We start from the raw sequence: 21,814 nt of genomic DNA, 5'->3' as shown, positions 1-21,814 counted from the left end.
GTGCCGCCTCGCCGTTTTTTCAGTGCGAGTGCAACGCCGGGCGGAGTAAATCACCGCCGCCTGCCATCGATCCAATTCAAAAATCTTCGATGTTGTATTGAGCAGAGCTATACATCGACGTGTCACGCAACGCGGTCAGGCCGCGATCAAACCGCGCGATTCGAGAACGCCATCACGCCATCGTCCACGCGCCCGAGGCGCAGCAGGAGGATGTCGCGCAGGTAGTTCTGGTGCAGCTTCCACGGCGTGTGCGTGCCCTGCTTGGGAAACTTGTCGAGCGAGCGCTGCACATAGCCCGAGCTGAAATCGATCCACGGTTCGGGCGACAGGTCGGGGCCCGCGTTGTGCGGCGTGCATTGCCGCCAGCCGTGCTTGTGCATGTGGTTCAGCAGCCGGCAGACGTAGGCGCAGGTCAGGTCGCACTTGAGCGTCCACGAGGCATTGGTGTAGCCGAAGGACGAGGCCAGGTTGGGCACGTCGCTGTACATCATGCCCTTGTAGTTGAAGGTGCTCGCGGGGTCGACGCGGCGGCCGTCCACGCTCAGTTCGATGCCGCCGAGCACCTGCAATTCAAGGCCAGTGGCGGTGACGATGATGTCGGCCTCCAGCATGCGGCCCGACTTCAGCCGCAAGCCTTCGGGCGTGAAGGTGTCGACGTGGTCCGTGACCATCGACGCGCGCCCGGCGTTGAGCGCCGCGAACAGGTCCCCGTCGGGCACGAGGCACAGGCGCTGGTCCCACGGGTTGTAGCGCGGCGTGAAGTGCGTGGCGATGTCGTAGCCGGGCCCGAGCGCGTGGCGCACGCCGCCCAGCAGCATGCGCCTGACGCGCGCCGGCTTGCGCCGCGCGAGCCGGAAGAACAGCATGCCGAGCGTCACGTTCTTCCAGCGCGTGAGGCGGTACGCGGCCATCGCCGGCAGCAGGCGCCGCAGGCGGTTGGCAATCGGGTCTTCGGCCGGGCGCGCCACCACGTAGGTCGGCGAGCGCTGCAGCAGCGTGACGTGCGCGGCGGTCTGGGCCATCGCGGGCACCAGCGTCATCGCGGTGGCGCCGCTGCCGATCACGACCACGCGCCGGCCGCTGTGGTCCAGGTCGGCGGGCCAGTGCTGCGGATGGACGATGCGGCCCTTGAAGTCGGCCATGCCGGCGAAGTCGGGCGTGTAGCCCGCCTCGTAGCGGTAGTAGCCGCTGCACAGGAAGAGGAAGTTGCAGCGCCACTGCACGAGCCGCTTGTCGGGGCTCTGCTCCACATCGACCGTCCAGCAGGCGTCGGCGCTCGACCAGGCGGCGCGCACCACGCGGTGCTGGTAGTGGATTTTGTCCTCGACGCCGTGCTGGCGCGCGGTGTCGCGCACGTACTGCAGGATCGACGGGCCGTCGGCGATCGCCTTGGCCTGTGTCCACGGGCGGAACACGTAGCCCAGCGTGTACATGTCGGAGTCGGAACGCACGCCAGGGTAGCGGAACAGGTCCCAGGTGCCGCCGCTGCGTTCGCGCCCTTCGAGGATCGCGTAGCTGCGGCCCGGGCACTGCGCCTGCAGGTGGCAGGCGGCGCCGATGCCGGACAGGCCGGCGCCGACGATCAGGACATCGACATGCGGCGGCGCGCCGGCCGGTTGTGCTGCTTCCATCGGTGGTTTGTCTCCTGTCTCATGGCTTGTCGTTGTCTGGCTTTTCTGCGGGCGTGCGTCGGATCATCAACCAGGCGCTCACCGCACTCAGCACGGCCAGGCCGGCGCTCAACAGCATCACCCAGCGAAAGCCCGCAACGAAGGATTCGGCCACCGCGCGCTTCACCGCGGCGATGGTGGCCGCATCGGCACCCGGCGGCGCGCCGGCCGCGGCCAATCGGTCGCGCTCGGCCGCAAGAAAAGATCGCACCTCGTCCGACGCGCCCATCGCCTGCAGCCGCTCGGCCAGCGCCGCGTCGAAGGCCCAGGCCATGATGGCGCCGAACACCGCGATCGCCAGCACCGCCGCCGCGCGCGACACCGCGTTGTTCACGCCCGAGGCCACGCCCGCGAGGTCGGGCCCCACGGCATTCATGACCGTGGTGGTGAGCGGCGCGACCGTCACCGTCATGCCGAAGCCCAGCACCACCACGGCCGGCAGAAAGCCGCTCCAGTAGCTCGCGCCCACGCCCGGCAGCGCGAACAGCGCAAAGCCCACGGCCGCGATGGCCGGTCCGATGACCAGCGGCAGGCGCGGCCCGAAGCGGTCGACCAGCTGCCCGGCCCAGCCCGAGAGCGCGAACATCAGGAAGATGAACGGCAGCAGCGCCGCGCCCGCCACCGTGGCCGAGTAGCCCTGCACCTGGATCAGGTTGAGCGGAAAGAAATACAGCCCGCCGCCCAGCGCCGCGTACAGCAGCAGCGTCAGCAGGTTGGCACCACTGAAGTTGCCGATGCGCAGCAGCGACAGCGGCAGCATCGGCGTGCGCGCCCGGCGTTCAGCGACGACGAAGCCGATGCTGCCCGCGACACCGATCACCAACGCCGCGAGCACGGCCGGCGAACGCCAGCTCTGCGTCGGCGCCTCGATGAAGGCGTAGACGATGCCGCCCAACCCGGCGGTCGCCAGCAGCGCGCCCCACAGGTCGAGCCCGCCGCGCGCCGCGGCGCCTTTGCTCTCGGGCACGTGGCGGCGCACGATCCACAGCACCAGCAGCGCCATCGGCACGTTGATGAGGAAAGCCCAGATCCACGAGAAGTGATCGACCAGGAAGCCGCCCAGCACCGGCCCCACCGCCGCCGTGATACCGCTGAAGCCCGACCAGGTGCCGATGGCCTTGCCGCGTTCCTTCTCGGGAAACGAGGCGCTGATGAGCGCCAGGCTGCCCGGCACCAGCAGCGCGCCGCCGATGCCTTGAATCGCGCGTGCGGCGATGAGCTGTTGCACGTCGGCCGCGAGCGCACAGCCCACCGACGACAAAGCGAACACGACCACGCCGATGGCGAAGATGCGCCGCCTTCCGTAGCGGTCGCCGAGCGCGCCGCCCACCAGCAGCAGCGCCGCGAGCAACAAGGCGTACGACTCGACCACCCATTGCGCCTGGAAGGCCGTGGCATGCAGATCGGCCTGGATCGCCGGCAAGGCAACGTTGACCACGGTGCCGTCGATGAAGGCCATGCTCGAGCCGACGATGGCCGCGGCCAGCACCCAGGGCTTGGACGCTTCGGGGCAGGCGCCCTCTTCCGTGGGAGATGGAGACCCATGCAGGATCAGCGTGTCGTCGCAGGGCGCCTTGCCGATCTGTGCCATGGGGCCTCCGATCTATCGGATGACGGCGTGGTGCCTTCCCCCGTCGGGGAAAGGTGAAAGCCTCAGGTCGCGCACGCCGTCGCGCCCGGGTTCGTCCGCGCTGCGTTCACGCTGCGCGCCATGGCCGCCGCCGCCGCAGCCGTCACGCGCTGCGCGCCTTGCGCCAGCGCGTCCATGCCGCCGCCGGTGGCTTCGCCCGCGTCGAGCCGGCACACCAGCGTGCGCGCCTCGTCGGAGCGGCGCAGGGTCCAGGTGAAGCCGGCGTCCACGCGCCCGCCATCCACCATCTCGAACTGGCGCACCTGCACCGCCACGCGCCACACGGGCTGCGAGGTCTGGCGACCGCCCTGCGTGACGTCGAGCGCGCCGAGCCGGCTGGCGATGCCGCTGCCCAGCGCGTCGCGCAGCTCGTTCTCGAAGGACGAGGCCCAGCGGTGCTGCTCGAGCACGTCGACCTGCACGCCGCCGGTCGGCCGGCGCACCACCATCTGCGGGCGCGCCAGCCGTTCGGGCACGGCCACGGGCGCGAGCTCGATGTACAGCGGCGCGGCGGCATCGGGCTGGCGCGGCGCGGCATCGGTGAGCGCGGGCGGGCTGGCCAGCGTGTAGTAGCTGTCGGGCTTGCTCGCGCAGCCTGCCAGCACCAGCAATGCGGCGGCGCCCGCGAGCGCGAAGGTCGTCGTCTTCATTTCTTGTCGTCCGGTTTGCCGCGCAGCAGCGATTCGGGATGGCGTTCGAGGTAGTCGGTCAGCACGCGCACCGAACCGGCGGCGCGCGTCAGCTCGCGCAGGGTCTGGCGCATGTCCTGCTGCAGCGGCGAGTCGTCGGCCAGCGTGCGCTCGGCCGAGTTGACGGTCTTGCGCACGTCCTTCATGGCGGCGGCCAGCTCGGGCGTCACGTCGCTGTTGATGCGGCTGACGGTCTGCTCGGTGCTGGTGAGCGTCTTGTTGAGCGTGGCCAGCGTGGTGCGCAGGTCGGTGGCGATCTGCTCGTAGGGCACCTTGTTGAGCTTGGTGGCGATTTCCTGCACTTGCGACTGGATTTCGTCCAGGCCGTTGGCGATGGTGGGCAGCTCGATCGGGCTCTTCGACAGGTCGATCTTCGCGGGCGGCGCCTTCGGGAAGAAGTCGAGCGCCACGTAGACCTGGCCGGTCAGCAGGTTGCCGTTGCGCAGCTGGGCGCGCAGGCCCTTCTCGGCCAGGAAGCGCAGCCGTTCCTGCTGCGTCGCGCGCGACTCCGTGGCCTGCGCACCGGCGCCGCTTTCGCGGCGGCGCAGGCGGTCGGGGTAGATCTGCACCAGCACCGGCATGCGGAACTCGCGCTCGGCGCGGTCGAACTCGACGCCGATGGATTTCACCTCGCCCAGCACCACGCCGCGGAAGTCGACCGGCGCGCCCGGCGTGAGGCCGCGCAGCGACTGGTTGAAGTACATCAGCAGCGTCTGCGAGGGGCCGTCGGGCTCCTTCATGGCGGCGCTTTCGTCCTGCGCCAGCACGAAGGCCGTGTTCTCCTTGGCCAGCGGGCCCATGGCGTCGTCGGGCGCCTGGAAGGCGATGCCGCCGAGCAGGATGGTGGCCAGCGACTGCGTGCGCAGCGTGAAGCCGCTGGCGCTGAGCTGCGCGTCGATGCCGCTGGCCTGCCAGAAGCGCGTGTTCATGCCGACGAACTTGTCGTACGGCGCGTTCACGAACACCCGCAGCGTGACGCCGCGGCCGTCGCCGTCGAGCTCGTAGGCCGCGACCTGCCCGACCTTGATGCGCCGGAAGTACACGGGCGAACCGACGTCGAGCGAGCCCACGTCGCGCGCCCGCAGCAAAAACTGCTGGCCCGAGTCGCCACGCGTGACGATGGGCGGGGCTTCGAGGCCGGTGAATTCACCCGCGGTTTCCTTCTCGACGCCCGCGTCGGCGCCGATGTAGGCACCCGACAGCAGCGTGCCCAGGCCCGAGATGCCCGAGGTGTCCAGCCGCGGCCGCACCACCCAGAAGCGCGAGTCGGCCGAAGTGAAGCCCTCGGCGTCCTTGTTGAGCTGCACCAGCACGCGCACGTGCGAGCGGTCGCGCGCCAGCCGCAGGCTCTGCACCAGGCCGATCTGCACGTCCTTGTATTTCACGGCGGTCTTGCCGGCTTCGAGGCCCTCGGCCGTCTTGAAGGTCAGCACGATCTCGGGGCCGCGCTCCATGAGAATGCGCGCCACCAGCGTCACGCCGACCAGCGCGGCGACGATGGGAATCAGCCAGATCAGCGAGGGCAGCCATTCGCGGCGGCGCGCCACTTTCGGCTTCGGCAGCGCGGGCGGTGCCGACGCTGCCGGACGGTCTTGCGGTTGCGTGTCTTCTTCACTCATGCGATTTTTTCTTCCCTGCTTTCAATCTGTCGTTCGTCCGTGTCTGCTTGCGGTACCGGGCCGTCCCACGTCAGGCGCGGGTCGAAGCTCAGCGAGGCCAGCATGGTCAGCACCACCACCGCGCCGAAGGCCGCAATGCCCACGCCCGCGGTGATGACCGCGAAGCCCTGGATCTGCACCAGCCCCGTCAGGAGCGACACCACGAACACGTCGAGCATCGACCAGCGTCCGATGATCTCGATGATGTGATACAGCTTGGCCCGCTCGCGCCGGCGCCAGTTGCTGCGCCGCTGCGCCAGCACCACAAGCAAGAGCAGTACCGCCAGCTTGAACAGCGGCACCAGGAAGCTCGCGATGAACACGATGGCCGCCAGCCCCCAGGCGCCCGACACCCAGAAGTAGATGACGCCGCTGAGGATAGTGTCGTACTGCGCGCCGAACAGCGTGCGCGTGATCATCACCGGCAGCAGATTGGCCGGGATGTACATGATGCAGGCCGCGATCAGGAAGGCCCAGGTGCGGTTCAGGCTCTGCGGCTTGCGCGTGTGCAGGTGCGTGCCGCAGCGGGCGCAGGCGTCGCCCTCTTCCGCATCGCGCCAGACGGCCGTGCAGTGCGTGCAGACGTGCAGGCCGAGCGCGGCGGCCGTCGGCACCGGGTTCTCGTGGTCGTGCTCGTCGTCGGCCTGCGCCTCCCAGGGGCGTGCCGAGGCCAGGCGGGCGGGCAGCCCGCGCATGTTCATGCGCGCACCTCCGGCGGATCTGCCTCTGCGTTGGCGTCTTCTTCATCGGCCTTACGGAAAGTCATCTCCCAGAACGCGCCGGGGTTGAACGACAGCACGGCCGTGAGCGTCACGGTGAGCGCCACGAAGGCCCACAGCGCGGGCCCCGGCACCACCGTCGCCATGCTCGACAGCTTGACGATCGCCACCAGCACGCCGAGCAGGAAGACCTCGATCATTCCCCAGGGCCGCAGCGACTGCATCATGCGCACCAGCACCGCAAAACCCCAGGGCCGGTGCGCGCGGGCCAGCGGCACCAGCAGGTAGGCCAGGATGCACAGTTGTAGCAGCGGAAACAGGATGGTCGTGGCCAGCACCAGCAGCGCCACCGGCGACATGCCCTCGGCGCTCAGCACCACCACCGCGCCGGCCAGCGTGGTCTGGCTGCGCAGGCCCTGCAGCTCGATCTCGACGATGGGAAACAGGTTGGCGATGGCGAACATGATCAGGCTCGCGACCGTCAGCGGCAGGATGCGCCGCTGCTGCGCGCCCGGGTGCCGGTCGAGCTCGGTGCCGCAGCGCGGGCACTCGGCCACGTCGCGCGGCGCCAGCGGTGTGCGGGCGTAGACCGCGTCGCAGCCCGGACAGACCACGGTGTCAGGTACTTCCTTCATGAGGCCGTACCCTACCTTATTCAGGCATGCGGACTTGTCGTCTTCAGCCGCAGACTGCTGAAAACCGCCGCCACCGCCGCGCAGCCCGCTGCCAGCACCAGCGCCACCACCGGGCCATGCCCGCCGTGCGGGCTCCAGACGCTGAACACCGCCGCCAGCACCACGGCCCCGAGCGTCTGCCCCGTGAGCCGCGCCGTGCCGAGCATGCCGCTGGCCGCACCACTTCGGTGCACTGGTGGCGAACTCACGATGGTGTGGTTGTTGGGCGACTGGAACAGGCCGAAGCCCAGGCCGCACAGCGCCATGCGCCAGGCGATGTCGGCATTGCCCGGATGCGCCGGCAGCGCCGCCAGCAGCGCCAGGCCCGTGGCCAGCAGGCCCAGGCCAATGCCGCCCAGCAGCCCGTCGGGGTAGCGGCCGATGAGCCGCCCAGCGATGGGCGCCATCACCACGATGGCCAGCGGCCACGCCGTGATCAGCAGGCCGGCCTCGATGTGGCTGCGGCCGTACACGTCGAGCAGCAGGAACGGCAGTGCGATGTAGGCCAGCATCTGCGCGCAGAACGCCGCCACCGAGGTGCCCATCGACAGCGCGAACACCGGAATGCGCAGCAGGTCGATGGGGAAAAGCGGCACCGTCAACTTGCGTTGGCGCCGCAGGTAGACAAAGCCCACCGCCAGCCCGGCCCCCAACGTGGCCCAGGCCGACCAGGGCGTACCTGTGGCCTGCACCCCGCCCTCGCGCACGCCCAGGTGGTCCACGCCGAGGAAGACCAGCGAGAACATCAGCACGTTGAGCGTCACGTCGACCAGCGAGAAGCGCGCGCCGGCGGCCGGCGCCGCGCGGTTGAACGGCAACGCCCGCATGCCCAGCGCGAAGGTGACGATGCCCAGCGGCACGTTGATGGCGAAGAGCCACGGCCACGACGCCACCGACAAAATCGCCGCCGCCACCGAAGGCCCGGCCACCGACGAGGTGGCGACCACCAGCGAATTGATGGCCATGCCCCGCCCCAGCTGCGCCGAGGGGAACGTGAGCCGCACCAGCGCCGCGTTGACGCTCATGATCCCCGCCGCGCCCAGCCCCTGCAGCGCGCGCGACGCGATCAGCGTGGCGAGCGAATTGGCGAAGGTCGCAGCCAGCGACGACACGGTGAACACCGCCATGCCCACCAGGTACACGCGCCGGTAGCCCACGAGGTCGCCCAGCGAGGCCAGCGGCAGCAGCATCACCAGCGTGGCGATCTGGTAGGCGTTGACCACCCAGATGGCCTGCGCCGGCGTGGCCTGCAGCTCGCGCGCGATGCCGGGCAGCGCCAGGTTGACGATGGTGCCGTCGAGCACCGACACCGTGAGCCCGAGGATGATGACCAGTATCGCCCAGCCGCGCGCGGGCGCGGCCAGACCGTCGAGCGGAAGCGGCTTGGCGTCGCTTGCTGTGGCGGCCGTCATGTCAGGCTCCTTGCGCCCTGCCCTCGGTCGGCTCGGAGCGCACACCGCCGAGCGTGAGCCAGGTCAGCACCAGCGCGATGAGCGCACCGGCGGCCATGCCCGCCACCATCGGCAGCGGACGGCCGTTGGAGAACAGGCCCACCACCGCCATCGCCAGCGCGCCGGTCAGCATCTGCAGCGTGCCCAGCAACGCCGAGGCCGTGCCGGCGATGGCGCCGTGCATCTCGAGCGCCAGCACGCCGGTGGTCGGGATCACGAGGCCCATGAAGCCCGAGGCGATGAAGTACAGGACGATCAGCACCCACAGGTTGTCGCCGCCCATCGCGAAGTACACGAACATGGCGACCATCGCCACGCCGCAGCAGGCCACACCGAACTTGACGAGGTTGACCAGCCCGTAGCGCTCGCCCAGCGAGCCCGTGAACTGCGAGGCCGCGATGAAGGCCGCGGCGTTCACGCCGAAGGCCACGCTGTACATCGCGGGTGACAGGCCGTAGTGGTCGATCATCACGAACGACGAATTGGCCAGGTAGGTGAAGAAGCCCGCCATCGCGAAGCTGCCGATGAACACCAGCCCGAGGTAATGCCAGTCGCGCAGCAGCAGCCAGTAGGCCGACAGCGCGCTGCCCAGGCTGCTTTCGACGCGCTCGGAGGCCGGGCGTGTTTCGTCGAGCAGCTTGACCATCATGGCCAGGCCCGCCACTGCGGCGATGGTGACGGCCCAGAACACGCCGCGCCAGCCGGTGAAGGCGATGACCAGACTGCCCGCGAGCGGCGCCAGGATGGGCGACACGCTGAACACAAGCATCAGCAGCGACATCAGCCGCGCGGCGTCGGTGCCGGTGTGCAGGTCGCGCACCACGGCGCGCGGAATCGCCATGCCGGCGGCCGCGCCCAGGCCCTGCACGAAGCGCAGCGCGATCAGGGTCTGGATGTCGGTCGCCAGCGCACAGCCCACGCTGGCCAGCGCGAACAGCACCAGCCCGGCATACAGCGGCGGCTTGCGCCCGACCATGTCGGAGATCGGGCCGTAGAGCAGTTGCCCCGCGCCGAGCGACAGGAAGAAGGCGGTGAGGCTCATCTGCACCGCGCCGATGTCCGCATGCAGGCTCTGCCCGATGGCGGGCAAGGCCGGGAGGTACATGTCGATCGCGAAAGGCCCGATGGCGGAGAGCAGGCCCAACAACAGGGCCATTTTGAAGAACGGGGAAGAACGCATTGGGTCGATTGTGGCGAAGGCTCGCAATCGGTGCAGGCGTGGGGTCGGCGGCTTTCGCCGCTAGTGCATTCGTTCTACCGGGCGGTACGCAGCGCCGTTCAGTACAGCGTCGAGCGCTGCCGTGCGGGCAGTTCGCGGTCGTAGGTGACGCCGTCGAAGGCCGCATCGGTCAGCGCGGACAGGATGGCGCCCGGCGTCGGCACGGTGCGCGGCGCGTCTTCCGGCACGGGCGCCCAGAGCTTCGAGCGCTGGATGGCGCGGGCGCACTGGAAGAACACGGTCTCGACGGCGATCTCGATCACGCACTGCGGCGCGCGCCCTTCCACCGCGAAGCGCGCCAGCAGCTCGGGCGCCACGCTGATGCGTGCGCGCCCATTCACGCGCAGCGTCTCGCCCACGCCCGGAATCAGGAACAGCAAGGCCACGCGCGGGTCGGCCACGATGTTGCGCAAGCTGTCGATGCGGTTGTTGCCGCGCCGCTCGGGCAGCAGCAAGGTCTTCTCGTCCTGCACCGCGACGAAGCCCGGGGCGTCGCCGCGCGGCGAGGCGTCGAGCCCGCCGGGGCCGGTGGTCGCGAGCACCGCGAACGGCGACGCCGCAATCAGCGCCTGGTAGCTCGGGTGCAGGTACGGCACCTCTTTCTTGAGCGAGGCCTCGCCCGGCAGGCCGAACAGGGCTTCGAGTTGCGCAACGGTGTCGATGGTGGTCATGGGGCGATGTTCTCCTGGATCGGGGTGGGTGGCGATGCGCGCCGGACACAGGCCAGCGCCGCGACCGCCAGCAGCAACGCTGCGGTGCCGTAGATCCACGGCGGCGAAGCAATGGGCAGCAGCACGCCGGCCAGCAAGGGCCCGGCGCCCGCGCCGATGTCGCGCCAGACCGCGCGGGCCGCGAGCGCCCGCACGCGCTCCGGTCCGGGCGTGCGACGCGCCACGATGGGCGGCAGGAGCGGCAGCTGCAGCGCGCGCAGCACCACGATCAGCGCCGCGCAGCTCCACAGCCAGCCCAGGCCAAAGCCCACGAGCGCGAGCGACGTCACCAGCGACAGGCTCACGAGCAGGCGCTCGGCGCCGAAGTGCTCCGCCATGCGCCCGCCCACCGGTCCGAGGAAGATTTCGGCGAGGTAGCGCAGCGCCATCAGCACGCCGGCCACGATCACCGCGCCGCCGGGCAGCAGGTCCTTGCCGAGGTACGACAGGCCCACGATGAACAGGCCGTCGAGCGCCAGCCCTTCCATGAACGACCAGCCGTCCAGCGCGTTCGGCCGCGAGAAGCGCCGCGTCGGCGCTGCGCTGTGGTGCGGCTTCGACGGCAGCCGCCGGGTGACGAACAGCGCGAGCAACGACACCACCGCCAGCACGCCGAAGATCGCGCGCGGCCCGACCGTGTACGCCAGCAGCGCACCGAGCGGCAGCGCGAGCACCGGCCCGGTCGCGATGAAGGCGCGCGAACGCCCGCTGCGCCGCGCGGCGCCGAGCGGGTCGGCCGTGGCCAGGGCCTGTGTCGACAAATTGAGCGCCGCGAAGCACAGGCCCCAGGTCAGCCGCAGCGGCAGCAGCGCCCAGAACCCCGAGAGCGTGGCGTAGCCCAGCCCGCAGCATGCGGCGGCCACCACGGCCAGCGTGCAACTGGCCCGGTCGCCATGGCGCGCATAGAAACACGCCACCCAGCCGTAGCCCGCGATGCGCACCAGCCGGTTGGCCGCCAGCAGCAAACCGACCTCGGCCAGCGAGACGCCGAACTGCGACGCGTACATGGGCAGCAGCAGGTAGAGCACCACGTCGGCCGGCAGCGAGAGGCCGAGCGCCATCGCGGCGTGGCGGGAATCCAGGTCGGTGGAACGGACGGGAACGGCGGGAGAAAGCGGTGGTGCGGCGGACATCGGGCCCGTATCGTGCCCGCTCGCAACGCCCGCCGACAAACGACATTCCCGCTCGGCATGCGTGAGAAAATCGCACGCATGCCGCTTCGCGAACCGCCTCTCCATGCCGTGCGTGCCTTCGTGGCGGCGGCCCGCCACCTGAGCTTCACGCGTGCCGCAGTCGAACTGCACGTGACGCACAGCGCGGTGAGCCGGCAGATCAAGAGCCTCGAAGCCTGCCTGGGCGTGGCGCTGTTCGAGCGCCGCATCCGGCAGGTCACGCTGACGCCCGAGGGCCAGCAGTTCTTTGCGGAGACCGAACCCGCGCTCGCGCAGATCCACGCGGCGGCCCGCGCGTTGCAGCTGCAGGGACCGGCGCGCGCGGTGCGCATCAACGTGCGGCCCTCATTCGCGGTGCGCTGGCTGATTCCGCGGCTGCCATCGTTCGTGGAACGCCATCCCGATATCGAGCCGCAGGTCGTCACCAGCACCGTCATGCCCGAGCAGGCCACGGACAGCTTCGACATCGCCGTGCGCCGCGGCCTCGAGGGCTGGCCGGCGTCGATTCAGGTGCGGCCTTTCCTCGAAGACGAGGTGCTGGTGGTCGGCGCGCCCGCGCTCTTCAAGGCGCAGCCGCTGCCCGACCTGCGCGCCCTCGCCTCGCATGTGCTGCTGTCGGCCCGCACGCGCAAGGACGACTGGGACGACTGGAAGAAGCAGGTCGGCGCACCGCGCGCGCGGCCGGCCGGGCGGCTGCAGTTCGATCACCTGCACTTCGTGCTGCAGGCCGCGGTCGACGGGCTGGGCATCGCGCTGGCGCCGACTTCGCTGGTGGCGCACGACCTGGCCTCGGGGCGGCTGCAGTCGCCGCTGCCTGGGATGCGGATGACGCTGGAGCGCTACTACTACGGCCTCGCGCCTGATGCGGCGCCCGAGGCGGTGTGTGTGGCCGAGTGGCTCGAGCAGATGAACGCGGGCTGAGGCTTCCACGTCCGTAAACGGCCAGCGGCAGACAGGCGCGGCCCCGAGGATGCGGTCTTTCTCTTCGTGTGCCGCCCGATGCCCTCGCCTCTACCCCGTTCTTTCTCCCACCTTGCCTGGGCCAATCTTGCGGCGCAGTCCGCCGAACAACTGAGCCTCGCGGCCGTGCCGCTGGTGGCCGTGCTCGCGCTCGGCGCCGGGCCGGGCAAAATCGGCTTTCTGGCGGCTGTGCAGACGCTGCCCTTCCTGCTGGTCTCGCTGCCGATGGGCCTGCTCGCGGACCGCATGTCGCGCCGTCGCCTGATGGTGTGGGCCGAGGGCCTGCGCGCGGTGTCGCTGCTGGCCTTGCTCGGCATGGTGCTGTCGTCGACGCTGGGCATCGGCGGGCTGGCCGTGCTCGGGTTCCTCGGCGCGGTCGGCACCGTGGGCTTCAGCGTCGCGGCGCCCGCGCTGGTGCCGGCCCTCGTGCCGCGCGACGCGCTGGCGCGCGCCAACGGGCGGCTGGAGCTGGCGCGCAGTGCCGCCTTCACGGCGGGCCCCGCGCTCGCGGGCGCGCTGGTCGCGTGGGCCGGCGCGTCGTCGGCCTTCGTGCTGGCGACGGTGCTGTCGGTGGCGGCCGTGGGCCTCCTGCTGCGCCTGCACGAAGCGCCCCGCCCCGCGGCCCCGTCGCGCCATCCGCTGCGCGACGTGCACGATGGCGCGCGCTTCGTCTGGCAACACGCGTTCCTGCGGCCGATGCTGATGACCGGCGCGGTCTTCAACATCTCGTGGTTCGTGCTGCAGGCGGGCTATGTGCCTTATGCCGTGCGCGTGCTGGGCCTCGGCGCGCAAGCCGTGGGCTTCACGCTCGCGATGTACGGTGCAGGCATGGTGGTCGGTGCGCTGCTGACTTCGCGTGTGACGGCGCGGCTGCCTTTCGGTCGCGCGATCCAGGTCGGGCCGGCGGTCGCGGTGGCCGCCGCCGCGACGATGGCGGCCACGCTCGTCGTGCCGACCGCCTCGCTGGCCGCGCTCTCGTTCTTCCTGTTCGGCGCGGGGCCGATGGTCTGGGTCATCACCTCGACCACGCTGCGCCAGAGCGTGACGGCCTCGGCGATGCTGGGCCGGGTGTCGGCGGTGTTCCTCACGGTGAATGCGGGTGCGCGCCCTGTGGGCGCGACGCTCGGCGGTCTGGTCGGCGCCTTGTGGGGCGAGCCGGCCTGCCTGCTGCTGGCGCTCGCGGGCTTCGTGCTGCAGGCCGCGATCATCTTCGGCTCGCGCATCGCAGGACTGCAACAACTGCCCGTGCCGGCAGCCTGACCGTTCCAGCTCAGAACAGCGAGCGCGTTTCGCTCGGCGTGGCGCCTTCGATGTCGAGCATGCGCAGCTTGGTCAGCGCGCCGCCGCCCGCCGAGAAGCCGCCCGGCTTGTTGCCTGCGGCCAGCACCCGGTGGCACGGCACGACCGGCGCGAAGGGGTTGTGGCCCATGGCCTGGCCGACCGCGCGCGACAGGCCCTTGTCGCCAAGTTCTTCGGCCACCTCGCCGTAGGTGCGCGTCTGCCCCGGCGGAATGCGCCGCGCGATCGCATAGACGCGCTGATGGAATTCGGACACGCCGCGCATGTCGAGCTCGATGTCGCACAGGTCGTCGGTCGCGCCTTCGAGCAGCGCCTGCACACCCGCGATGGCGTGCTGCGCGCGCGGCGACGGCGGGGCTTCCTCCAGATCAGGAAAGCGCCGGTGCATGCGCGCACGCGTCGCGGCCTCGCCCCGTTCTTCGGGCAGTTGCACACCGACCAGCCCCTGCGTCCCCCAGGCCAGCGCGCACACGCCGATGGCGGTCGGGAACAAGGCAAAGCCGGATTCGGAAGGGGATGCGGCAGTCATCGAGGCATTGTGATTCAAGGTTGAAAAACGGCGCGCGGACATGGGCGCGAAGACCTCTTCCGCAAAAGAGCAAAAGTACCAGCCAAACACCCCGAAATACCAGACTTTCATTCGGCGCTTCGAGGCATTTCCGCTCATCCTTTCGAACGCGCCGAACGTCGGCAAGCCGTTGTCGGACATGTGCATCGCCCCTAGTCTCGCGCCCAGAAGTTGTCGGCTGAAATTCCAAAACAACAGGGAGACACATGCACATGAGGCCACGCGATTCTTCGCGGCCGGCGCGGCTGCGCGACCAACGCGGACTGACGGCCATCGAGTTGATGGTCACGCTGGCGATCCTCGCGATCCTGATCGGCATCGCGGCGCCTTCGATGACGCGCTTCATCGTGCAATGGCGGCTGTCCAACGCCGTCAACGCCGTGACCGGTTCGTTGCGCACCGCACGCACCGAAGCCATTGCCCGCGCAAGACCCGTCGTCGTCTGCCAGTTGCGCGCAGGCACCGCGGTCGAGTGCGAAACCGGCTCGGGCGGCAACGATTTCGCGGCCGGCTGGATCGTCTTCGCCAAGAACGACCGCGACGGCGACTTCGCCCATTCCGAGTCGACAGACGAAGTGCTGTTGCGACAGGACGCACTGCCTGGCATCGCGAAGATTGCTCTGGGCAAAGCCGGACGCTTTGTCTTCCTGCCCAATGGTCTGGTGAGCTCGGGGAGCAACAGCATCACGGTCGAGGCCCCCGGTTTCGAAACAGCCAGTGCCACCCCATGGGCACGCAAGACGCTGTGCATCAGCAAGCCCGGGCGCATCCGCTACGCCGCGGAGGGTGAAGACTGTTCGGGCAACGACGAATGAAGCGCCCCACACAACAGCGCGGCGCCACCCTCATCGAGGTGCTGGTCGCCATCGTCATCCTGGCCATCGGCCTGTTCGGCATGGCCGGGCTCACGTCGGCGGCCCTCAAGTACAACCAGTTCTCGCGCATGCGCGCCACCGGCCTGAGCCTGGTGAACGACTACGCGGAACGCGCCCGCGCCAACCTCGCGGGCTTTGCCGGCTACACCCACGCCAAGGCCTACAACGCCAGCGCGCGCGAAGCGGCCTCCACGGACCCCACGCCGCCGCCAGCCGCGTGCGAGGTCGACACCTCCGTTCCCGACAGGCCGGTCAACACCTGCGGCGCGGCCATTGCCGCCTACGACCTCGCGCAGTGGCTCACGAATGTCGGGAACCGACTGCCCGGCGGCACGGCCTACGTCACGACGGAACTGGTCGACGCGGCCTCCGGCGTGAACGGCCTGCCGGCCACGCGCGTGCTGAACATCTGGCTGATCTGGCGCGCCATCGCGGAGGACGCAGGCTTCGGGCTGCACCAGGCCTGCCCCATCGCCGGCGCCAACATCTCGGCCCCGGCAGAGGTGAACTGCATGTACTTCCGGATCACGCTGTGAGCGCCGTCTTCACTGTTCCCCCGCGCAGGCGCAATCCGGCCCGTGGCTTCACGCTGATCGAACTGATGATCTCGCTGACGATCGGGCTGGTGATCCTGGCAGCCGCCCTGTCCACGTTCTCGACCTCCAGTCGCAGCAGCCAGTTGTCGCAGGCCGAGACGCAGTTGAACGAGGACGGCATCCTCGCGCTCAACCTGATCCAGCAGCAGCTCAAGCAGGCCGGCTATTCGCAGCAGCTCATCCCGAGCAACGGCGCCACGGTGATGGGCAACTACGCCGGCCCCGCCGTGCGCGGATGCACCGGCGGATTCACCGATGCCGCAGCCGCCTTCGACAAGCTGTCGTGCACGGGCAAGGGCAGCGACGCCATCGCCATCCGCTACGAAGCCACCACCGACAACACCATGCCCACGGGCACCGACGCCAAGCTGGCAACGAACTGCCTGGGCAACGGCATCAACGCCCTCACGCCGTCGCAGGTGAACCCGCCGCCCACGCCGGCACCCGGCGCGCCCCCACCCGACAACTACGCCCTGGCCGACAACCGCTATCTGGTGACCGACGCGAGCACGGCGCCGATGCTGTCCTGCCGCGGCATGGAAAAGCGCGATGCCGTCAACGCCATCGGCCCCTCGCAGCCGTTGCTGGCCAACGTCGAGAGCATGCGCATTCTCTATGGCGTGGCCAGCCGTCCCAGCATCGAGCTGGCGGCCACCTACGACCCGTTGCGGCACCAGATCGTCAAGTACCTCGATGCCGCGGGTGTCGATGCCCTGCCCGGCAGCGGCGTCCTTGCCGATCTCGCCGAAGACCGCTGGAGCCGCGTGCTGAGCGTGCGCGTGTGCCTGCAGATGCGCAGCGACCGGCCGGTGCGCGACGTGCCCGACGGTGGCCTTGCCTACAAGCGATGCGACAACACCGACCGCACCGGCACCGACGGCTACCTGCGCAGGACCTTCACCACCACGGTGCTGCTGCGCAACCGCCTGATCACCCCATGAACACGAAGCCATCCCCTCTTCCGCGCCGCGTCGCCGGCCGTGCGTACGAACGCGGCGCCGTGCTGATCGTCACGCTGATCCTGGTCGTGATCCTGTCGCTGGTCGGCACCTTCGCAATCCGCAATGCCACGCAGAGCGAGCGCAGCGTGAACGGCATCCGTTCGACCGAGGTCGCGCGCGAGGCCGCCGAGACCGCGCTGCGTTTTTGCGAACAGGTGGCCATCTTCGATGGCGACGACAAGGACTACACCGACTACGCCTCCGTCGGCATGCGCGCCCGGATCATCACGACCCCCATCGGCTCGGAGTTCGACGAAGCCGCGGCATGGCGCAAGAAGGCCAGCTGGGCGGGCAACAGCGCGATCGTCGTTCCGAAGGCCTACGCCAACAAGAAGCCCATCGGCACCACGGCCGACGCGACGCCCCTGGAGATCGAACCGCGCTGCCTCATCCAGAAGATCGCCACCACCTCGACGCCCAAGCTGACCGGCTACCTGATCACCGCCCGGGGCTTTGCCAACAACGCCCGGTTCGAGACGTCGACCGGCATTGCCACCCAGGGCGCGGAAGCATGGCTGCAGTCCGTGCTGACGCGCGACAAATGACTTCGTGACCTCCATCGCCATGACACTCCTGCCTCCTGCATCTTCACGCTCCCGCCGCGGCTTCACGCTGATCGAAGTCATGGTCGTCGTCGCGATCGTCGCCATCCTGGCCGCCATCGCGCTGCCGAACTACCAGGAGCACGTGCGCCGCTCCAAGCGCGCCGAAGCCCAGGGCATCCTGATGGAGGCCGCGCAGTTCATGCAGCGCTACTACTCGGCGAACGATCGCTACACCGCTGCCGCAGGCGATGCCGGCGAGGAGACCGAGCAGAAGAAAGGCGCAGAGAGCCTGTTGCCCAAGGCCTTGCAGCAGTCGCCGAAGTCCGGCGCCGCCAACTACACCATCGCCGTCTTCTCGCGCGACACCCCACCCAGCTTCATCCTCAAGGCCACCCGCACCGGCAGCATGACCGGCGATCGGTGCGGCACGCTGACCTTGAGCGGCCTGGGTGTGAAGGACATGGACGACGAGGTCACGGGACTGCTGACGAAGGAGTGCTGGCGATGAATCCCGCACGCCTCCTCAGCGCCCCACTTTCAACCGCAGGGAAAACCGCATGACCGCCACGCGCCCGTTTCTTGTTCCGGCACCCGCCAAGGCTGCACGCATGCGGCGAGCCTTCGTCAGTCTCGCTGTCGCGTGGGGCGCGGCGCTTCTTCCCGTTGGCGACGCGCTGGCTGCCACGACGCCAAGCCAGGCCCCGCTGTACAACGCCGTGCCGGGCGCCAAGCCCAACCTGATGTTCGTTTTGGACAACTCCGGGTCAATGGACGACGAGATGCAGGACGGGTATGCGGTCAACGACCAGTGCAAGGGAGCAGAGAAGAATTGCGAGGGCAAGTTCGGGTGGTATTCGATGCGGTCCAGCAACATCAACACCCAGTACTACAACCCCGCGATTACCTATGGCGCCAGAGTCGAGGCCACCGGCAAGGAAAAGATCAACCCGGTTTCTTTCGTGGACAACCAGTCGTCCACCGACAGAAGGCCTGTGCATGAAGAAGGAATGACGACAAACACCAAGAAATTCACTTATGTCCTGTGCAAGAACAACGACTGCTCCACCGAGGCCAATCGAACAGTTAGCGTCATCGGGGCGCTCGATGTCGGCGATGTCCCATTGCCCCCCGGACACAGGCGGACCGACTGCGGGAGCGCCAACGAATGCCCCGCGGCGCTGGAGCGCAAGAACATCGCGAACTGGTACACGTGGTACCGCAACCGCGCACTCGCTGTCAGCACCGCGCTGGGCCTGGCGATGCAGAGCTACGACAACAAGTTCAGGGTCGGGTACGTTCAATACAACCAAAGCGTGGCGGAAGTAGATCCGAGAAACCCGGCCAAGCCTGCCGAGTACATCGTCAGCGGCGTCAACTACTTCAAGGACGAATCCACCGCTTCGGGGCAGAAATGGAAGTCCAGGTTCTATCGCTGGATCTACGACATCGTCCCCAACGGAGGAACGCCGAGCCACAACGCCCTGAGACTCGCCGCCGACTATTACGCCGGCAAGGAAACCGCGACCTATGCGGCCTCCTCGCTGACCAGCCCCTGGAAGAACGATCCGAACGACGTGACGAGCGGCGAATTGAGCTGCAGGCGCGCCTACGCCATCGTGCTGTCCGATGGCGCTTGGAACGCAGGCACCGCGCAAGCCATCGAGGCGAGCGCCACGGCCACGACCGCCAGCACCAACTACGACGGCAAACCTTCCGGCAGTGCAGCGAAGTTCAAATACGACCCCAAGGGCGCTCCCGCCCGCGACAGCCTGGATCTGCCCCAAAGGTTGAGCGCCAGAAACCTCTACATCCCCTACAGCGATGGCGGCACCAGCAGCAATGGTTTCGCCGACCTCACGGCCCGCTACTTCTGGCACACGGATTTCTCCAGCACGCTGTCCAACGACGTGCCACCCGTGGAGGGCCAGCACAACCCCACCTTCTGGCAGAACATGACCACGTACACCATCGGCTGGGGCCTCACGCCCTCGGGCGACTCACCCCTCAAGAAGGGGCTGACGTGGCCGCAGATCGAGAAGTACAACAGCGACTGGCTCGCGGGCAATCCGGTGACGCCGCCGCAGTGGGCGACCGGCAACCTGAACATGGACGGATCGGACGCGGGTGACGCCCGGCGCGTCGACGACTTCATCCGTGCCGGCTTCACCGGCGGCGGCCGCGCCTACAGCGTGTACTCGGGCGAGGACGTGCGCCGCGCGCTCGACAACGCCTTGAGCAGCATGGTCGGCTCCGGCAACGACGCCGGCGTGGCCGTATCGGGCAACAGCAACGAGTTCCAGACGCTGCAGGGCCAGTACAAGTACACGACCGAGTACCAGACGGCCGACAACAGCGGCGACATCAAGGCCTTCGAGCTGAATGCAGACGGCGCCAACGCTGTCTTCGACGATGCCGGAAAGCCGAAGCCGGCCTGGTCCGCCAATGCCAGGATGCCGGCCGTGGACAAGCGCACGATCCTTGCCCTGTCGAACTACGACCCCAACGCCCCCGGGAACGCCCAGCGCACGGCGCTCACCTACGGCACCCGGCTGAGCGACCTGCCGAGCGATCTCCTGGCCCTGCTGAACGCCGACAAGCAGCAGGCCACCGACACGCGCTTTGTCCGCTACCTGCTGGGCGAGGACCCGCAGAAGGATGTCGGCGGCACGGTCTACCGGCTGCGCAGGCAGCCCATCGGCGCCTCGGTCAACTCGCCGCCGGTGTTCGTGGGGGGACGCTTCGACATGGGCTACGGCACCTTTGGCTCGGTCGACGGCAAGGACACCTACCCCGATTACAAGGCACTCAAGACCACGCGCCCTCCCACCATCTTCGCGGCCACCAACAACGGCAAGGTCCATGTGCTGAACGCCGGCAGGAACGACGCCGCAGGCAGCGAGCTGGCCGCGTTCATGCCCAAGGGCGCCATGGCCTCGCAGATCGACCTCGCCGGCGCGAACTTCCGCTTTCGCTACACGCTCGACGGCCCGCTGGTCGAGCAGGATGTGTACGACAAAAACGGCCAGACCCCCGCCGGCGAAAAGAACACCTGGCGCCAGCTGGTGCTGGGCACGGGCGGACGCGCGGGCCCTTTCATGTACGGACTGGAATCGCCGTTGAACAACGCCGACCGGACCCCGGGCAAGGAACACTTCCTCTGGGAAGTGAACAACAAGCACAAGGACTATCCCCACCTGGGCCATGTGACCAACAACCCCGCCGCGGGCCAGCTGGACGACGGCACCTGGGTGATGCTGACCGGCAACGGCCACTACCCCGAAACCCAGAAGGTCGGGCTGTACGTGGTGGAGGCGCTCACCGGCAAGCTCAAGCAGTTCATTCAACTCCCCACGGGCTATGGCGGCGAGGTCAGCGGCGGCAACCGCGGCCTGGGCGGCGTGGTCGCGGTGCGGGACAGCACCCGTCGCATCGTGGCTGCCTACGCCGGCGACGCCAACGGCAACCTGTGGCGCTTCGACCTGCGAAGCGCGAAACTCGCGGCCTCCGTTCCCAGGCGGCTGTTCACCACGCCACAGGGCAGAAAGCAGCCCATCTATGCCGCGCCGACCTGGCAGGTCCACCCGGGCGACGGAAGCACGTGCACCTACAGCGCCACCTCGCAGTGCGGCGCCATCGTGGTGATCGGCACGGGCATCCTGCTCGACGAAGACGACCTGGCGATGCCGGCCACGAAGCAGGCCCTCTACGGCCTCTGGGACCAGACCCCGATCGGAGGTGACGACAAGGCCGGTGCCGCGCTCAGCACCTCGAACCTCGTGACGCAAACCATCATTCCTGTGGCGAAGACCGGCGCCGGCATCGAGGAGGGAAAGGACTTCTACCAGCTCAGCACGAATGCCGTCGATTGGAAAACCAAGAAGGGATGGCAACTGAACCTCGGCACCATCACCCACCCCGGCGCAATGGCCAACGGCGAGCGCGTGGTCGGCGACCTCGCCAACCTGGGCAGCAGCGTGATCGTCTCGTCCTTCCTGCCGGAGGACAAGAAACAGGGCATCGAATCCTGCACGGCCACGGGCAGCCTGCCCAACATCATCTACGTGCTCGACGCCCTCACCGGCAAGAACAAGAACTCCTTCGACGTCGATGGCAACGGCAGCTTCGACGCGTATTCAGTCGTCTCGATCCCCACCGGCGGCTTCACGCGCGGCAACGTGAACTCGCGCAACATGGTCGGCCAGCCCAACGAAGGCCAGCCGGACGGCAAGCCCAGGAACAGCTGCACCAACGAAACCGGCTTTCTCACCGGCGTGGGCGGCACGCAGAAAGCCGGTGACGGCTGTCCGGACTCCCGCACCTGGCGCCGCAGCTGGCGCCAGGTGGTCTCGCCACCCTTCTGAGTCCCGAAAGAGAAAAC

General features: G+C 68.9%; 19 protein-coding genes. 8 read left to right on the top strand and 11 right to left on the bottom strand.

Features of this window, described 5'->3' with window-relative positions; genetic code table 11:
- Nucleotides 1-146: 146 nt before the first annotated feature.
- From AC07XP_RS01655 to AC07XP_RS01610, 10 genes are all read right to left on the bottom strand, one after another.
- Nucleotides 147-1,631, bottom strand: coding sequence for a flavin-containing monooxygenase (locus AC07XP_RS01655; RefSeq protein ID WP_495263609.1), 1,485 nt, complete (start codon nt 1,629-1,631; stop codon nt 147-149).
- Between the two features lie 19 nt (nt 1,632-1,650).
- Complete coding sequence (locus tag AC07XP_RS01650; RefSeq protein WP_495263608.1) at nt 1,651-3,261, bottom strand: MFS transporter; 1,611 nt, start codon at nt 3,259-3,261, stop codon at nt 1,651-1,653.
- Nucleotides 3,262-3,323: 62 nt separating this feature from the next.
- Nucleotides 3,324-3,950, bottom strand: coding sequence for a PqiC family protein (locus AC07XP_RS01645; protein ID WP_495263607.1), 627 nt, complete (start codon nt 3,948-3,950; stop codon nt 3,324-3,326).
- Nucleotides 3,947-5,608, bottom strand: coding sequence for a PqiB family protein (locus tag AC07XP_RS01640; protein WP_070060642.1), 1,662 nt, complete (start codon nt 5,606-5,608; stop codon nt 3,947-3,949). Before AC07XP_RS01640 ends, AC07XP_RS01645 begins: the two co-directional genes overlap by 4 nt.
- Nucleotides 5,605-6,342: a paraquat-inducible protein A gene (locus AC07XP_RS01635; protein ID WP_495263731.1), complete on the bottom strand. Its 738-nt coding sequence runs from the start codon at nt 6,340-6,342 to the stop codon at nt 5,605-5,607. The genes AC07XP_RS01640 and AC07XP_RS01635 overlap by 4 nt, the downstream gene beginning before the upstream one ends.
- Before the next feature lie 2 nt (nt 6,343-6,344).
- Complete coding sequence (locus AC07XP_RS01630; protein WP_139705867.1) at nt 6,345-7,001, bottom strand: paraquat-inducible protein A; 657 nt, start codon at nt 6,999-7,001, stop codon at nt 6,345-6,347.
- 20 nt (nt 7,002-7,021) lie between these two features.
- Complete coding sequence (locus tag AC07XP_RS01625; protein WP_495263606.1) at nt 7,022-8,452, bottom strand: MFS transporter; 1,431 nt, start codon at nt 8,450-8,452, stop codon at nt 7,022-7,024.
- A gap of 1 nt (nt 8,453) precedes the next feature.
- Complete coding sequence (locus tag AC07XP_RS01620) at nt 8,454-9,671, bottom strand: multidrug effflux MFS transporter (RefSeq protein WP_447744116.1); 1,218 nt, start codon at nt 9,669-9,671, stop codon at nt 8,454-8,456.
- Nucleotides 9,672-9,769: 98 nt separating this feature from the next.
- On the bottom strand, nt 9,770-10,381 hold the full coding sequence (locus AC07XP_RS01615) for a pyridoxamine 5'-phosphate oxidase family protein (protein ID WP_495263605.1): 612 nt from the start codon (nt 10,379-10,381) through the stop codon (nt 9,770-9,772).
- Nucleotides 10,378-11,553, bottom strand: a complete 1,176-nt coding sequence (locus tag AC07XP_RS01610) for an MFS transporter (RefSeq protein ID WP_495263604.1) — start codon at nt 11,551-11,553, stop codon at nt 10,378-10,380. Before AC07XP_RS01610 ends, AC07XP_RS01615 begins: the two co-directional genes overlap by 4 nt.
- 78 nt (nt 11,554-11,631) lie before the next feature.
- On the opposite strand from AC07XP_RS01610, the gene AC07XP_RS01605 reads away from it, so the two are divergent.
- Both AC07XP_RS01605 and AC07XP_RS01600 read left to right on the top strand, forming a co-directional pair.
- A complete protein-coding gene (locus tag AC07XP_RS01605) occupies nt 11,632-12,513 on the top strand; it encodes a LysR substrate-binding domain-containing protein (RefSeq protein WP_495263603.1) in 882 nt (293 codons plus the stop codon).
- Nucleotides 12,514-12,591: 78 nt separating this feature from the next.
- On the top strand, nt 12,592-13,812 hold the full coding sequence (locus AC07XP_RS01600) for an MFS transporter (protein WP_495263602.1): 1,221 nt from the start codon (nt 12,592-12,594) through the stop codon (nt 13,810-13,812).
- Between the two features lie 10 nt (nt 13,813-13,822).
- Here AC07XP_RS01600 and AC07XP_RS01595 read toward each other — a convergent pair whose 3' ends face one another.
- Complete coding sequence (locus AC07XP_RS01595) at nt 13,823-14,380, bottom strand: methylated-DNA--[protein]-cysteine S-methyltransferase (protein WP_495263730.1); 558 nt, start codon at nt 14,378-14,380, stop codon at nt 13,823-13,825.
- A 245-nt stretch (nt 14,381-14,625) separates the two neighbouring features.
- On the opposite strand from AC07XP_RS01595, the gene AC07XP_RS01590 reads away from it, so the two are divergent.
- The 6 genes from AC07XP_RS01590 to AC07XP_RS01565 are packed head-to-tail and all read left to right on the top strand — an operon-like array spanning nt 14,626 to nt 21,797.
- Nucleotides 14,626-15,234: a GspH/FimT family pseudopilin gene (locus tag AC07XP_RS01590; RefSeq protein ID WP_495263601.1), complete on the top strand. Its 609-nt coding sequence runs from the start codon at nt 14,626-14,628 to the stop codon at nt 15,232-15,234.
- Complete coding sequence (gene pilV, locus AC07XP_RS01585; RefSeq protein WP_495263600.1) at nt 15,231-15,830, top strand: type IV pilus modification protein PilV; 600 nt, start codon at nt 15,231-15,233, stop codon at nt 15,828-15,830. The genes AC07XP_RS01590 and pilV overlap by 4 nt, the downstream gene beginning before the upstream one ends.
- On the top strand, nt 15,827-16,831 hold the full coding sequence (locus tag AC07XP_RS01580; protein WP_495263599.1) for a PilW family protein: 1,005 nt from the start codon (nt 15,827-15,829) through the stop codon (nt 16,829-16,831). The genes pilV and AC07XP_RS01580 overlap by 4 nt, the downstream gene beginning before the upstream one ends.
- Nucleotides 16,828-17,436, top strand: coding sequence for a pilus assembly PilX family protein (locus AC07XP_RS01575; protein ID WP_495263598.1), 609 nt, complete (start codon nt 16,828-16,830; stop codon nt 17,434-17,436). Before AC07XP_RS01580 ends, AC07XP_RS01575 begins: the two co-directional genes overlap by 4 nt.
- A 19-nt stretch (nt 17,437-17,455) precedes the next feature.
- Nucleotides 17,456-17,944, top strand: a complete 489-nt coding sequence (locus tag AC07XP_RS01570; RefSeq protein WP_495263597.1) for a type IV pilin protein — start codon at nt 17,456-17,458, stop codon at nt 17,942-17,944.
- A gap of 49 nt (nt 17,945-17,993) precedes the next feature.
- The gene (locus AC07XP_RS01565) at nt 17,994-21,797 is read left to right on the top strand and encodes a pilus assembly protein (protein WP_495263596.1); all 3,804 of its coding nucleotides are present in this window, start codon (nt 17,994-17,996) and stop codon (nt 21,795-21,797) included.
- Nucleotides 21,798-21,814: the final 17 nt, after the last annotated feature.

It is taken from the genome of Variovorax sp. GW531-E2, assembly GCF_059423125.1.
Note: the sequence above shows the minus strand (reverse complement) of the source record. Positions and strands in the feature narration are given on the sequence as shown.